Source organism: Lysobacter antibioticus HS124 (assembly GCF_000336385.2).
GTDB classification, from domain to species: Bacteria; Pseudomonadota; Gammaproteobacteria; order Xanthomonadales; family Xanthomonadaceae; genus Lysobacter; species Lysobacter firmicutimachus.
Window position 1 is genome coordinate 1 of record NZ_HG424473.1, and the last position, 14435, is coordinate 14435.

Annotated in this window: 15 protein-coding genes; 8 read left to right on the top strand and 7 right to left on the bottom strand. The window is 69.7% G+C overall.

The window, feature by feature from the left end:
- Positions 1-133: 133 nt before the first annotated feature.
- Positions 134-628 (bottom strand): peptidylprolyl isomerase, encoded by a 495-nt coding sequence (locus tag TX83_RS07360; protein ID WP_064747294.1) that lies wholly within the window; start codon positions 626-628, stop codon positions 134-136.
- Between the two features lie 640 nt (positions 629-1268).
- On the opposite strand from TX83_RS07360, the gene typA reads away from it, so the two are divergent.
- The 8 genes from typA to TX83_RS07400 all read left to right on the top strand — a co-directional run bounded on the left by typA (position 1269) and on the right by TX83_RS07400 (position 9010).
- Positions 1269-3098 carry a translational GTPase TypA gene (gene typA, locus TX83_RS07370; RefSeq protein ID WP_064747296.1) on the top strand — a complete coding sequence of 610 codons (1830 nt, stop codon included), beginning with the start codon at positions 1269-1271 and terminating at the stop codon, positions 3096-3098.
- 268 nt (positions 3099-3366) lie between these two features.
- Positions 3367-3840 carry a DUF2127 domain-containing protein gene (locus TX83_RS07375; RefSeq protein ID WP_064747297.1) on the top strand — a complete coding sequence of 158 codons (474 nt, stop codon included), beginning with the start codon at positions 3367-3369 and terminating at the stop codon, positions 3838-3840.
- 142 nt (positions 3841-3982) lie between these two features.
- Complete coding sequence (gene pqqA, locus TX83_RS24195; protein WP_036111709.1) at positions 3983-4066, top strand: pyrroloquinoline quinone precursor peptide PqqA; 84 nt, start codon at positions 3983-3985, stop codon at positions 4064-4066.
- 64 nt (positions 4067-4130) lie between these two features.
- Positions 4131-5045, top strand: a complete 915-nt coding sequence (gene pqqB, locus TX83_RS07385; RefSeq protein ID WP_064747352.1) for a pyrroloquinoline quinone biosynthesis protein PqqB — start codon at positions 4131-4133, stop codon at positions 5043-5045.
- Between the two features lie 68 nt (positions 5046-5113).
- Positions 5114-5854: a pyrroloquinoline-quinone synthase PqqC gene (pqqC, locus tag TX83_RS07390; RefSeq protein WP_064747353.1), complete on the top strand. Its 741-nt coding sequence runs from the start codon at positions 5114-5116 to the stop codon at positions 5852-5854.
- Positions 5851-6153, top strand: a complete 303-nt coding sequence (gene pqqD / locus TX83_RS23785; RefSeq protein WP_064747298.1) for a pyrroloquinoline quinone biosynthesis peptide chaperone PqqD — start codon at positions 5851-5853, stop codon at positions 6151-6153. Before pqqC ends, pqqD begins: the two co-directional genes overlap by 4 nt.
- Positions 6150-7319, top strand: coding sequence for a pyrroloquinoline quinone biosynthesis protein PqqE (pqqE, locus tag TX83_RS07395; RefSeq protein ID WP_064747299.1), 1170 nt, complete (start codon positions 6150-6152; stop codon positions 7317-7319). The genes pqqD and pqqE overlap by 4 nt, the downstream gene beginning before the upstream one ends.
- 59 nt (positions 7320-7378) lie before the next feature.
- Complete coding sequence (locus tag TX83_RS07400; RefSeq protein WP_079248105.1) at positions 7379-9010, top strand: amidase; 1632 nt, start codon at positions 7379-7381, stop codon at positions 9008-9010.
- 208 nt (positions 9011-9218) lie between these two features.
- Here TX83_RS07400 and TX83_RS07405 read toward each other — a convergent pair whose 3' ends face one another.
- The 6 genes from TX83_RS07405 to rpsK form a co-directional block, all read right to left on the bottom strand.
- Positions 9219-10610 carry a class II 3-deoxy-7-phosphoheptulonate synthase gene (locus tag TX83_RS07405; RefSeq protein ID WP_064747300.1) on the bottom strand — a complete coding sequence of 464 codons (1392 nt, stop codon included), beginning with the start codon at positions 10608-10610 and terminating at the stop codon, positions 9219-9221.
- 97 nt (positions 10611-10707) lie between these two features.
- Positions 10708-11208, bottom strand: a complete 501-nt coding sequence (locus tag TX83_RS07410) for a disulfide bond formation protein B (RefSeq protein WP_064747301.1) — start codon at positions 11206-11208, stop codon at positions 10708-10710.
- 376 nt (positions 11209-11584) lie between these two features.
- Positions 11585-11959, bottom strand: coding sequence for a 50S ribosomal protein L17 (rplQ, locus tag TX83_RS07415; RefSeq protein WP_064747302.1), 375 nt, complete (start codon positions 11957-11959; stop codon positions 11585-11587).
- A gap of 283 nt (positions 11960-12242) precedes the next feature.
- Entirely contained in the window at positions 12243-13241 is a 999-nt protein-coding gene (locus tag TX83_RS07420; protein ID WP_064747303.1) for a DNA-directed RNA polymerase subunit alpha, read from the bottom strand.
- A 155-nt stretch (positions 13242-13396) separates the two neighbouring features.
- Positions 13397-14026, bottom strand: a complete 630-nt coding sequence (gene rpsD, locus TX83_RS07425; RefSeq protein ID WP_036111747.1) for a 30S ribosomal protein S4 — start codon at positions 14024-14026, stop codon at positions 13397-13399.
- A 14-nt stretch (positions 14027-14040) separates the two neighbouring features.
- Positions 14041-14433, bottom strand: coding sequence for a 30S ribosomal protein S11 (rpsK, locus tag TX83_RS07430; RefSeq protein ID WP_057948535.1), 393 nt, complete (start codon positions 14431-14433; stop codon positions 14041-14043).
- Between the last annotated feature and the right edge of the window lie 2 nt (positions 14434-14435).

A 14435-nucleotide genomic window follows, 5' to 3' on the forward strand; every position in this document is an offset into this window, starting at 1 on the left:
CCGCGCGGCGTGGCCGGCGCCCGGCGCGAACGCAGGCGCGGCGGCCGGCGGCGGAAACCGCGGCCCGCAAACGCGAACGGCCCGGGATCGCTCCCGGGCCGTCGCCGGAACCGCGGCGGTTCGGCGCGAAGCCTTACGCCGACAGGATCTTGTTCCACTCGGCGACGCGGTCGGCCTTGGCGGCCAGCGCGGCGGCGGCGTCGCCTTCGATCTTGACCGACTTGATCTTGTCGCCCTGCTTGACCGCATCGACCACGTCCAGGCCTTCCACGACCTTGCCGAACACAGTGTGCTTGCCGTCCAGCCAATCGCAGACGATGTGGGTGATGAAGAACTGGCTGCCGTTGGTGCCCGGGCCGGCGTTGGCCATCGACAGCACGCCGCGCTGGTGGGTCAGGCCGTTGCGGGTTTCGTCCTCGAAGCGATAGCCCGGGCCGCCGGTGCCGGTGCCCTGCGGGCAGCCGCCCTGGATCATGAAGTTGGCGATGACGCGGTGGAAGTTCAGGCCGTCGTAGAAGCCGCGCTGGGCCAGGTTGACGAAGTTGGCGACGGTCAGCGGCGCCTTGTCGGCGGCGAGTTCCACGCGGATGGTGCCGCGGTCGGTGTCGAAGTTGGCGATCAGGCTCATGGTCCGGACTCGGTTCGGTGAGGGAGCCGCATAGCATACCGCCATGCCGGCCCCGGGCTGGCCGGGCCGCCGCCGTCGGGCGCAGGCCGCCGGCGCGAACCGCCAGCACGGCCCGCTCGGTCAGGCGTACGGCCCTGTGCGGCGCCCGTACCGGGCCAGCCTGCCCTGCGCCAGCGCGGCGGATTCAGGCTCCGCGCCGCGCAGGGCGGCGCCCGCGGCTTCGCGGAGGCCGGTTCCGACGGAGCCCGCTGCGGCCTGACCCGCTACGGTTTGACCCGCAGCGGTTTCGCCCCCACCAAGCCCCTGCCGGCCCAGCCCGCTCTGGCGAACCCTCTCGAACAAAGCCTGCCCGGGACCGGGCCGGTTCGACCGGGGAAGCCCTCAGAACCGCCGCCCCGCCGCCCCTTTTGCAGGGTGGAGGAAGGACCCTTTCGTACCCTTCGCCCGCACCTTCCGGCCCGCGAATCGCCCCCCTTCCGACGACGATCCGCCTCCGCCTCCCCCGCCCGGCCCGCCTCAACCACCCGAACGTGGCCCGTTTCGGTTGCCGATGCCGCCGCATTGAGCGGACGGTCACCGTTGCCGGCTATAATGGTCGGCTATCTTCCTCAGCTATCGCGCCTCGCGGCGTCCCCTTCGCATGTCCATCGAACGCCTGCGCAATATCGCCATCGTCGCCCACGTCGACCATGGCAAGACCACCCTCGTCGACTGCCTCCTGAAGCAGTCGGGCACCCTGTCCGAACGCACGGTGCTGGCCGAGCGCGCGATGGACAGCAACGACCAGGAAAAAGAACGCGGCATCACCATCCTGGCCAAGAACACCGCCATCACCTGGCAGGGCAACCGCATCAACATCGTCGACACCCCGGGCCACGCCGACTTCGGCGGCGAGGTCGAGCGCGTGCTGTCGATGGTCGACTCGGTGCTGATCCTGGTCGACGCGATGGACGGCCCGATGCCGCAGACCCGCTTCGTCACCCAGAAGGCCTTCGCGATGGGCTTCAAGCCGATCGTGGTGGTCAACAAGATCGACCGCCCGGGCGCGCGTCCGGACTGGGTCATCGACCAGGTGTTCGACCTGTTCGACAAGCTCGGCGCCACCAACGAGCAGCTCGACTTCCCGATCGTCTACGCCTCGGCGCTGCACGGCTACGCCAGCCTCGACGACGCCGCCCGCTCGGGCGACATGACCCCGCTGTACGAAGCGATCATGAAGCACGTGCCGCCGCCGCAGGTCGATCTCGACGGCCCGTTCCAGATGCGCATCAGCCAGCTGGACTACAGCAACTTCGTCGGCCTGATCGGCATCGGCCGCATCCAGCGCGGCAAGGTCAAGAAGAACATGCCGGTCAGCGTGGTCGACCGCGAAGGCAAGAAGCGCCAGGGCAAGATCGTGCAGGTGCTGGGCTTCATGGGCCTGGAACGCATCGAGGCCGAGGAGGCCGAGGCCGGCGACATCGTCGCCATCGCCGGCGTCACCGACCTGTCGATCTCCGACACCGTGTGCGCGCTCGACGCGCCGGAAGCGCTGCCGGCGCTGACCGTGGACGAGCCGACCATCAGCATGACCTTCCAGGTCAACAACTCGCCGTTCGCCGGCCACAAGGAATACAGCGGCGGCAAGTTCCTCACCAGCCGCCAGCTGCGCGAGCGCCTGGAACGCGAGACCCTGCACAACGTCGCGCTGAAGGTCGAGGAAGGCTCCGACCCGGACAAGTTCCTGGTCTCCGGCCGCGGCGAGCTGCACCTGTCGGTGCTGATCGAGAACATGCGCCGCGAAGGCTTCGAGCTGGCCGTGTCGCGTCCGGAAGTGATCATCAAGGAAATCGACGGCCAGCTGATGGAGCCGATCGAACAGTTGGTGGTCGACATCGAAGAGCAGCACCAGGGCGGCGTGATGGAGAAGCTCGGCATCCGCAAGGCCCAGCTGAAGAACATGGAACCCGACGGCAAGGGCCGCGTGCGCCTGGACTACACCATCCCGGCGCGCGGCCTGATCGGCTTCCAGAACGAGTTCCGCACCCTGACCCAGGGCTCGGGCCTGCTGTTCCACGTGTTCGACCATTACGGCCCGAAGGAAACCGGCGCCATCGCCAAGCGTCCGAACGGGGTGATGATCGCCAACGCCGCCGGCGCCACTCCGGCCTACGCGCTGGGCCCGCTGGAAGAGCGCGGCCGCCTGTTCGCCGCCGAAGGCGACAACGTGTACGAAGGCCAGCTGATCGGCATCCACTCCAAGGACAACGACCTGACCGTCAACGCGATCAAGACCAAGCCGCTGACCAACATGCGCGCTTCGGGCAAGGACGACGCGATCAAGCTGACCCCGGCCATCAAGTACACCCTGGAGCAGGCGCTGGACTTCATCGAGGACGACGAGCTGGTCGAAGTCACCCCGAAGGAAATCCGTCTGCGCAAGAAGTTCCTCACCGAGAGCGATCGCAAGCGCGCCTCGCGCGCGGCCTGATCCTCGCTACCGTCGCCTTGCCCGCAAGGCGACCGGGCCCCGCCTCTCCCGCCCGCGCGGGGAGGCAGGGGCCAGGAAACGCGCGCTCCGGCGCGCGTTCCGGTTTTCGCCGCCGGCGCGATCGACCCGACACAATCGGCGCCGCCAGCGGGAACCCCCACCGCGCCACGAAGATCGAACGCCGCATGCCCATGCACGATCTGATCGCTCCCGCTTCCCGCCGGCGCCCGCCGCCCGGCCCCGCCCGCGCCTGCGGCGCGCCGCCGCGATGACGCCGGCCGATCCCGCCTACGACCACGATCCCAAGGCCCACCCGGGCCTGCACGCCATCGCCGCGCTGGAAGCGGCCAAGGGCGTGCTGGCGCTGTCGGCGGCGAGCGGCCTGGAACTGCTCGGCCCGGCGCCGTTGCGGCGCTGGATCGACGAACTGATCCGCCATTTCCACCTCGACCCGCGGCACGGCTCGCTGGCCTGGCTCGCCAACGGCATCGGCCCGGATTCGATCCACCTGGCCGCGGCGATCGCGTTCGGCTACGCGCTGCTGCGCTTGCTCGAAGCCTGGGGCCTGTGGAAGGCGCGCGCCTGGGCCTCCTGGCTGGGCTGCATCGGCGCGGCGATCTACCTGCCGGTCGACCTGTACGCGCTGTGGAAGCACCCGGGCTGGCTGTCGATCGCGGTGCTGGCGATCAACGTGATCGTGGTCTGGATTCTCGCCCGCGACCTGGTCAAGCGGCGTCGCTGAGCGCGCCGCGACCGCCGCCGGCGGCCATGCGCGAGGCCGCGATCCGGCCGTCAATCACAGGCGCGGCCGCGGATCGCGGTGTATCGTCGGCAAGTCGCGGCCGCTGCGCCGCGACCGGCCCACTCCCCAACGAGGAACGCTCATGAAGACCTGGTCCAAGCCTCAGATCCGCGAGATCTCGGTCGGCTGCGAAATCAATTCGTACTCGTCCGGCGATCTGTTCTGAGCATGTCCGCTTCCGCCGCCGCGACGCGCGCGAGGCCCGGTGCCGATGCCCAAGGCCGGCGATGATGCGCATCGTCGTGCTCGGAGCGGCGGCCGGAGGCGGCTATCCGCAGTGGAACTGCAACACCCCCGGCAGCCGCCAGGCCTGGCGCCAGGCGCCGGGGCATAAGCGCCGCACCCAGGCCAGCATCGCGGTCAGCGCCGACGGCGAACGCTGGCTGCTGATCAACGCCTCGCCGGATTTCCGCCAGCAGGTGCTGGCCGCGCCCGCCTTGTGGCCGCGCGACGGCCTGCGCCATTCGCCGATCGAAGCGGTGCTGCTGAGCAGCGGCGAGATCGACCACATCGCCGGCCTGCTGTCGATGCGCGAACGCCAGCGTTTCGACCTGTGGGCCAGCGCGCGCGTGCATCAGCTGCTGCGCGACAACCCGATCTTCGACGCGCTGGACCCGGCCTACGTGCGCCGGCGTGCGCTGGCGCTGGACGCGCCGCTGGAGATCGACGGCCTGGAGCGCCCGCTCGGCCTGCGCGTCACCGCCTTCGCCGTGCCCGGCAAGGTGCCCTTGTTCATGGAGTCGCGGGTCGCGGACCTGGCCGGCGACGCCGAGCACACGCTGGGCCTGGAGATCGACGACGGCCGCGAGCGTTGCTATTACATCCCCGGCTGCGCGGCGATGACCGACGCCCTGCGCGAACGCGTGCGCGGCGCCGCGCTGGTGTTCTTCGACGGCACCGTCTGGCACGACGACGAACTGATCCGCGCCGGCGTCGGCAGCAAGACCGGCGCGCGCATGGGCCACATGAGCGTGGCCGGCGAGCGCGGCACCTTGGCGGCGTTCGCCGACCTGGCGGTGGCGCGCAAGGTCTTCGTCCACCTCAACACCACCAACCCCCTGCTCGACGACGCCTCGTCCGAGCGCGCGCACGCCGCCGCGCAAGGCTGGGAAGTCGCCGAGGACGGCATGGAGATCCAGCTGTGAGCGCCCGCCCCGTCCCCTCGCCGCTCGACCGCTCCGACGCCCGTGCCGATACCGATGCCGCCCGCCCGTTGAGCGCGGCGGAACTGGAGGCGCGGCTGCGCGCGATCGGCGCCGAGCGCTACCACGACCGCCACCCCTTCCACGCCCTGCTGCACGGCGGCCGGCTCGACCGCGGCCAGGTCCAGGCCTGGGCGCTGAACCGCTACGAGTACCAGCGCTGCATCCCGCTCAAGGACGCGGCCTTGCTGGCGCGGATCGAGGATCCGCAGCTGCGCCGGGTCTGGCGCCAGCGCATCGTCGACCACGACGGCGACGGCCCCGACGAAGGCGGCATCGCCCGCTGGCTGCGCCTGACCGACGCGCTGGGCCTGGACCGCGAGCTGGTCGAATCCGGGCGCGCCCTGCTGCCGGCGACCCGCTTCGCCGCCCAGGCCTACATCCGGTTCGTGCGCGAGCGCAGCCTGCTCGAAGCGATCGCGTCCTCGCTGACCGAACTGTTCGCGCCGACCATCATCGGCCAGCGCGTCGCCGGCATGCTCGCCAACTACGACTTCGTGTCCAAGCAGGCGCTGGCCTATTTCGACTCGCGCCTGCACCAGGCGCCGCAGGACGCGAACTTCGCCCTCGACTACGTGCTGCGCCACGCCCGCACCCGCGAGCAGCAGGAGGCGGTCTGCGCCGCGCTGCGCTTCAAGTGCGATGTGCTGTGGTCGATGCTCGACGCGCTGCACTTCGCCTATGTCGAGCCGCGTCTGCCGCCGCCCGGCGCGTTTTTGCCGCAGGCATGCTCGCCGGAGTCGGACGCATGAGCGCGCTGCCGCAAACGCCGGCGCCCGACGCGATTCCGCGCTTCCCGCCCGGCGTGCGCCTGCAATACGACCGCGCGCGCGATCAGTGGGTGCTGCTCGCCCCGGAGCGCGTCGTCGAGCTCGACGAGATCGCCCACGCCGTGCTCGCGCGCGTGGATGGCGCGACCCGCGTCGACACGATCGTGGCCGCGCTCGCCGCCGAATACGGCGCCGAGCCGTCCGAGGTCGGCGCCGACGTCGGCGAGTTGTTCGCGACCTTGCTCGAGCGCCGCCTGCTGGCCCTGGCGCCGGCGACATGAACGCCGTGCCGTCGGCGCCGGACCCGATCGCGCGCCGCGCGCCGGCACCGCCGCTGGCGGTGCTGCTGGAACTCACCCACCGCTGCCCGTTGGCGTGCCCGTACTGCTCCAACCCGCTGCGCCTGGTCGGCCAGCGCGAAGAACTTGCCACCGCCGACTGGCTGCGCGTGCTCGACCAGGCGGCCGAACTCGGCGCGCTGCAGGTGCACTTCTCCGGCGGCGAACCGACCCTGCGCCGCGATCTGCCCGAACTGGTCGCGCGCGCCCGCGCGCTGGGCCTGTACGCCAATCTGATCACCTCCGGCATCGGCCTCGACCGCACACGCCTGCAAGCCCTGCAGCAGGCCGGGCTCGACCATTTGCAACTGAGCCTGCAGGACAGCGAAGCCGCCGGCGCCGACCGCATCGCCGGCTACGACGGCGCGCACCGGCGCAAGCTCGCGCTGGCGCAATGGTGCCGCGAGTTGGACCTGCCGCTGACCCTCAACGCGGTGATCCATCGCCACAATGCCGGACGCGTGGCGGCGATGATCGAACTCGCGCTCGAACTCGGCGCCGGCCGGCTGGAAGTCGCGCATACCCAGTACTACGGCTGGGGCTTGAAGAACCGCGCCGCGCTGATGCCGACCCGCGAACAGCTCCAGGCCGTGACCGCCGCCGTCGAAGCCGCGCGCGAACGCCTGCGCGGCCGCCTGACCATCGACTACGTCACCCCCGACTATTACGCGCGCCGGCCCAAGGCCTGCATGGGCGGCTGGGCGCAGCGTTTCGTCAACATCAGTCCGGAAGGCAAGGTGCTGCCTTGCCACGCCGCCGAAACCATCGACGGTCTGCGCTTCGAATCGGTGCGCGAGCGCAGCCTCGGCGAGATCTGGCGCGAGTCGGAAGCGTTCGCGCGCTTCCGCGGCAGCGACTGGATGCCCGAGCCGTGCCGCGGCTGCGAACACCGCGAGCGCGACTGGGGCGGCTGCCGCTGCCAGGCGCTGGCGCTGAGCGGCCGCGCCGATACTCTCGACCCGGTCTGCGAGCGCTCGCCCGACCATGCCCGGGTGCGCGCGCTGGCCGAACGCGAGTCGCAGGCGCCGGCGCCGGACTTCGTCTACCGCCGCCCGTCGCGGCCGGTCGCCGCCGTGGACGACGACGCGGACGGCGACGCGCCCGCCTGAGCGCACGGCCGCCCGGCGCCGGGCATACTCGACGGCGAGCCACGCAGGGGAGCGCTCGCATGCCCAGCCCGTCCTTCGTCCTCCGCCTCGGCGCCTTGGCGCTGGTCCTGGGCTTGGCCGCTTGCGCCAGCGCGCCTTCGACCGCGCCGCGCACCGGCGCCGCCGAGCCGGCGGCCGGGCGGGCACCGGCCGACCCGCTGCGCATCGTCGAAGCCGACCTGGCGACCTTGAGCGCGCGCATGGCCGGCGGCGACCTCAGCAGCGCGCGCCTGACCGAGGCCTACCTGGACCGCATCGCCGCGCTCGACGACGCCGGTCCGCGCCTCAATGCGGTGATCGAACTCAATCCCGACGCGCTCGGCGAAGCGCGCGCGCTCGACGCCGAACGCAAGGGCGGGCAGGTGCGCGGGCCGCTGCACGGCATCCCGGTGCTGCTCAAGGACAATATCGACGCGCTGCCGATGGCCAACTCGGCCGGCTCGCTAGCCCTGGCCGAACACCGCCCGCGCCGCGACGCGCCCCTGGTCGCCGCGTTGCGCGCGGCCGGCGCGGTGATCCTGGGCAAGACCAATCTCAGCGAGTGGGCCAACTTCCGTTCGACCCGCTCGACCTCGGGCTGGAGCGCGCGCGGCGGCCAGACCCGCAATCCGTACGCGCTGGACCGCAGCGCCTGCGGCTCCAGTAGCGGCACTGGCGCGGCGATCGCCGCCAGCCTGGCCGCGGTCGGAGTCGGCACCGAAACCGACGGCAGCATCCTGTGCCCAGCGGCGATGAACGGCCTGGTGGGCTTCAAGCCCAGCGTCGGTCTGGTCAGCCGCGCCGGCATCATCCCGATCTCGTCCAGCCAGGACAGCGCCGGGCCGATGGCGCGCAGCGTCGCCGACGCCGCGCAGTTGCTCAACGTCCTCGCCGCGGCCGAGGCCGGCGGCGACCGCGCCGCACAGGCCGCCGCCGGCAAGCGCGCGCCGGACTACGTCGCCGCGCTCGACGCCGACGCGTTGCGCGGCGCGCGCTTGGGCCTGTTGCGCGACAGCGGCGTGCGCAGCCACCCGGACCAGGACGCAGCGCTGCAGCGCGCGCTGCAGCGCATGCGCGAAGCCGGCGCGACCGTGGTCGAGGTGCGCATGCCGACCCAGGGCAAATGGGACGGGCCCGAGTTCGAGGTGCTGCTGTACGAATTCAAGGACGGCCTGCAGCGCTATCTGCGCGACAGCGACGCGCCGATCAAGACGCTGGACGAATTGATCGCGTTCAATCGCGCCCAGGCCGAGCGCGAGATGCCGTTTTTCGGCCAGGAGCTGTTCGAACAGGCAGCGAAGAAAGGCCCGTTGACCGAGCCGGCCTATCGCAAGGCCGCGGCGCGGGCGCGCCAACTCGCCGGCACGCAGGGCATCGATGCCTTGGTGAACAAGCACCGCCTCGACGCCTTGATCGCGCCCGCGACCACCCCGGCCTTCATGGCCGACCCGGTCAACGGCGACGCCTTCGGCGGCGCCAGCTGGGGCGCGGCCGCGGTCGCCGGGTATCCCAGCCTGACCGTGCCGATGGGCGAAGCCCAGGGCCTGCCGGTCGGCCTAGCCTTCATGGGCCCGCGCTGGAGCGACGCGCGCCTGCTCTCGCTCGGCTACGCCTTCGAGCAAGCCACCGGCACCCGCCGCGCGCCGCGGTATCCGGTCAGCGTCAATCCGTAGCAGCAAGAGCACATCGACCCGGCGTTCTCCCAAACCCGAGACAGCGGCAGCCGAGCGAGACGGACAGCCCATCGGCTGTCCGCATCTCTTCCCGGAGCCCAAGCCGCAAATGCAATTCGAACCGTCGCTCCAAGCAATCCCCAATCCCCAATCCCGCCCAAAAGAAAAAGCCCGCCGAAAGGCGGGCTGTTTTCTCGGGGCATCCGGTTCAGGCCGGCGCCGCGATCTGCGCCTGCTTGCGCACGATCAGCATCGCCACCTCCAGCGCCTGCTCGTAGTTCAGGCGCGGATCGACGGTGGAGCGGTAGGCGCGTTCCAGATCGCTCTCGGTCAGCTCGCGCGCGCCGCCCAGGCACTCGGTGACGTCCTCGCCGGTCAACTCCAGGTGCACGCCGCCCAGGCGCGTGCCGGCGGCCGCGTGCAGCTCGAACGCGGTCTCGATCTCGGCGCGGATATTGCGGAAGCGGCGGGTCTTGTAGCCGTTGCTGGTGCTCTCGGTGTTGCCGTGCATCGGATCGCACACCCACAGCACGCGGCGGCCGTCGCGGCGCATCGCGTCGAGCAAGGTCGGCAGCTTGTCCGCGATCTGGCTCGCGCCCATGCGATGGATGAAGGTCAACCGGCCCGGCTCGTCGTCGGGGTTGAGCAGGTCCACCGTGCGCAGCAGCTGGTCCGGCGTGACCGACGGGCCGACCTTGAGCGCGATCGGATTGCGGATGCCGCGGAAGTACTCGGCATGGGCGCCGTCGACCGCCGCGGTGCGCATGCCGATCCACGGGTAATGGGTGCTGAGGTTGAACCAGCCCCAATGGCGCGGCACCTGCCGGGTCAGCGACTCCTCGTACGGCAACAGCAGGGCTTCGTGCGAGGTGTAGAAGTCGACCCGGTTGAGGTTGTGCACTTCCGAACCCGACAGGGTTTCCATGAAGCGCACCGCGTCGCCGATCGCGTTGACCATGCGCCGGTACTCGTCGGCCAGCGGCGAGTGGCCGACCCAGCTCAGGTTCCAGTACTCGGGGTGGTGCAGGTCGGCGAAGCCGCCGTCGATCAGCGCGCGGACGAAGTTCATCGTCATCGCCGAACGCGCGTGCGCCTTGATCATGCGCCGCGGGTCGGGCTTGCGCGCGGTCTCGTTGAAGGCCGGGCCGTTGACCATGTCGCCGCGGTAGCTCGGCAAGGTCACGCCGTCGATGGTCTCGGTGTCGGCCGACCGCGGCTTGGCGTACTGGCCGGCGAAGCGGCCCACGCGCACCACCGGCTTGCGCATGCCGTGCACCAGCACCAAGCTCATCTGCAGCAGCACCTTGAGCCGGTTGGAGATCACGTCCGAGCTGCACTGGTCGAAGCTCTCGGCGCAATCTCCGCCCTGCAGCAAAAATCGCTTGCCTTCCTGGGCTTCGGCCAGTTGCTGCTTCAGCGACAGGATCTCCCACGAGGTCACCAGCGGCGGCAGCTGCCGCAGCTCCTGCAAGGCGCTGTCCAACTCGGCCGCGTCCGGATAGCTCGGCAACTGCAGTGCGGTGCGCTCGCGCCAGGAGGTCGGGCTCCAGTCGGCGGGCAGATTGACGGCACGGAGGTTGCTGCGATCGGAGGCGCTCATTTCCTTGGATTCCGTTTGGGGCTTGCGAGGGAGGGAGTGGTCGGGTGAATGGGAGGGCGGCGGGACGGGTAGCGGGAAAGCGTCGGTACTACTGGGGTCAACGGCCGCGGAACGCGGCATAGGCCGCCCACACGGCCAGCACGATGAAGCAGATCAGGCTCCAGGCCGGCATGGCCAAACCGAGGAAGGTCCAGTCCACCGCCGCGCACTCGCCCGAGCCGGTCATGACCTTGCGGATGACGCCGGCGATCGGCATCGCCTCGAGCATGTAGTCCAGGCCCGGGCCGCAGGCCGGCACCTGACCCGGCGGGAGGTGCTGCAGGCGGACATGGTTGCCGGCCACGGCGATGCCGGCCAGCGCGGCCAGCAGGCTCAGCACGCCGTAAGCGCGGCGGCCGCCGGGCTTGCGCGGGCCGTGGATAGCGCCGAGCAGGAACACCAGGCCGAGAGCGAAGAACGCCACCCGCTGGAAGATGCACAGCGGGCACGGCTCCAGATGCTGGTAGAGCTGGAGATAGAAGGCGTAGGCGAGCAGACCCGCGCAGGCCAGGAAGCCGAGCAGGAATTGGATCCGGAAGGAGGCTTTGAAAGGGTTCATGTACACACCATACGGGTCGGGGTTGGGTCGTGCCAATGTCCAATCGGCATGAATTCGAGCAACGCTGCGTCGCGCCGCAGCCCGAATGGACTGCGCCGGCGGCACGAAAGTTGCCGCCCTGCGACGATTCGTCCTCGCAGCCGATGCTGCGGATCGATGCGACCGGATTCCCGTCTGCCCAAGCCCTCTTGTAGTCCCAGGTCGGACCATACCGGCTCGCGACATTTACCGTGGTAACCGTTGCCGGCGTAACCGTCGCCGGAAAGCAAAAACCCCGACCTCTCGGCCGGGGTTTTCGCTCGCATGGGCCCCGACCGTCGTGCGGCCGAGACCCAGTGTGCTGGCTGTTCGTCGCGCCGGCTACGGCGCGGACGTCTTACTCGGCCGCCGCTTCCGGACGGTCGACCAGCTCCACATAGGCCATCGGCGCGTTGTCGCCGGCACGGAAGCCGCACTTCAGGATGCGCAGGTAGCCGCCCGGACGGCTCGCGTAACGCGGGCCCAGGGTGGTGAACAAGGTGCCGACGGCTTCCTTGTCGCGCAGGCGCGAGAAGGCGAGGCGGCGGTTGGCGACGCCGTCCTGCTTGGCCAGGGTGATCAGCGGCTCGGCGACGCGGCGCAGTTCCTTGGCCTTGGGCAGGGTGGTGCGGATGAGGCCGTGCTTGATCAGCGAGGCCGCCATGTTGGTGAACATGGCATCGCGGTGAGCGCTGGTGCGGCTGAACTTGCGGCCGGCTTTCTGGTGACGCATGGCTATGATTCCTGATGAATGTTGGGACGGTTGGACTTCGCTGTCGCCATCCAGGCGTTGGAGCATTGGACTGCGGGTGGTCCGAACCGGCCATCCTTGACCGGCAGGCCGCGGACTTCGGTCCGTCGGCGGTGGTGCGGTGGTGCTGGACTACGGTGTCGCTTGAATCAAGAATCCACGCTTCGGCTGACCTCGGCGTGGACTCTTGTCGTTCCCCGGCCCGGCGCACTGCGTCGGGCGTTCGCCCCGGCCGCGCGGCGGCGCCGCGCAGCGAGGCTTGGGCTCACCCCATCATCCCGTGCGAAGCGATACCGGCCGGCGGCCAGTTCTCGAGCTTCATGCCGAGGGACAGGCCGCGCTGAGCCAGCACTTCCTTGATCTCGGTGAGCGACTTCTTGCCCAGGTTCGGGGTCTTGAGCAGCTCGACTTCGGTCTTCTGGATCAGATCGCCGACGTAGTAGATGCTCTCGGCCTTGAGGCAGTTGGCCGAACGCACGGTCAGCTCGAGGTCGTCGATCGGGCGCAGCAGGATCGGATCGATGCCGCTGGTGGCCGGCTTCTGCGCACCGCGGTCGCGGTGGGTGAAGTCGCCGAACACCGACAGTTGATCGGTGAGGATGTCGGCGGCGGTGCGCACGGCTTCCTCGGCGTCGATCGTGCCGTTGGTTTCGATGTCCAGCACCAGCTTGTCGAGGTCGGTGCGCTGTTCGACGCGCGCGGCTTCGACGGCGTAGGCGACGCGACGGACCGGCGAGAAGCTGGCGTCCAGCATCAGGCGGCCGATGGCGCGGGTTTCTTCGTCCGGACGACGGCGGGCGGCCGCCGGCTGGTAGCCGAAGCCGCGCTCGATCTTCAGACGCATGTTGATCGCCGTGTCCTTGGTCAGGTGGCAGATCACATGGTCGGTGTTGAGGATTTCGACGTTGTGGTCGGTCTTGATGTCGCCGGCGGTGACGATGCCGGGGCCCTGCTTGGCCAGCGACAGCGTCGAGGACTCGCCGGTGTGCATGCGGATGGCGACGTCCTTGAGGTTCAGCAGAACCTCCAGCACGTCCTCTTCCAGACCTTCGACCGTGGTGTACTCATGCAGCACGCCGTCGATTTCGACCTCGGTGATGGCGAAACCCGGGATCGACGACAGCAGCACGCGGCGCAGCGCGTTGCCCAGCGTGTGGCCGTAGCCGCGCTCCAACGGTTCGATCACGACTTTCGCGCGATTGCCGTTGAGGCGTTCGATCTGCGGACCGCGCGGGCGCAGTACCTGGTTGGCGGTAACCGTCATGTTTCGGTGTCTCCAATGACCTCCGCCGGGGGGCGACGGAAGGCTTTAGCTCTTGGAGCCCCCTCGATTCGAGGGAGCGGCCGGCGCGTATGCCGCGCCGACCTGGGTTGCCGGCGAAGGCGGTGCCGTTGCGGAACCGCCTTCGCCCAGCACTATTACTTGCTGTACAACTCGACGATCAGCGCTTCGTTGATGTCGGCCGGCAGGTCCGCGCGATCCGGAACCGCCTTGAACACGCCGCTGAACTTCTTGCTGTCGACTTCGACCCACGACGGCGACAGGTCCATCTGCGAGGAGACGGTCAGCGATTCCTGCACGCGCAGCTGCTTCTGGGCGCGTTCGGACAGGGCGATCGCGTCGCCGGCCTTGACCTGGTACGACGGCAGGTTCACCGACTTGCCGTTGACCGTGACGCCGCGGTGCGAGACCAGCTGACGGGCGGCCGGACGGGTGACGGCGAAGCCCATGCGATAGACGACGTTGTCCAGACGGGTTTCCAGCAACTGCAGCAGGTTCTCGCCGGTGTTGCCCTTCTTGGTCGAGGCCTTCTTGTAGTAGTTGCGGAACTGACGCTCCAGCAGACCGTAGATACGCTTGACCTTCTGCTTTTCGCGCAGCTGGGTGGCGTAGTCGGACAGCTTGCCCTTGCGGGCGGTCGGGCCATGCTGGCCGGGCTTCTGCTCGAGCTTGCACTTCGAGTCGAGCGCGCGCGCGGACGACTTCAGGCCGAGGTCGGCGCCTTCGCGACGGGCGAGCTTACAGGTGGGGCCAATATAACGAGCCATGGTTCTTCAGCTCCTCAGACGCGACGCTTCTTCGGCGGACGGCACCCGTTGTGCGGGATCGGCGTCACGTCGATGATGTTGATGATCTTGTAACCGACGTTGTTCAGCGAACGAACGGCGGACTCACGACCCGGGCCCGGGCCCTTGATGCGGACTTCCAGCGACTTGACGCCGTAGTCGAGCGCAGCGCGGCCGGCCTTTTCGGCGGCGACCTGGGCGGCGAACGGAGTCGACTTGCGCGAGCCGCGGAAACCCGCGCCGCCCGAAGTCGCCCACGACAGCGCGTTGCCCTGGCGGTCGGTGATCGTGATGATGGTGTTGTTGAAAGAAGCGTGGACGTGGGCGATGCCGTCGGTGACGACGCGCTTGATCTTCTTCTTGGTCTTGACTGCTGCCGGCTTGGCCATGG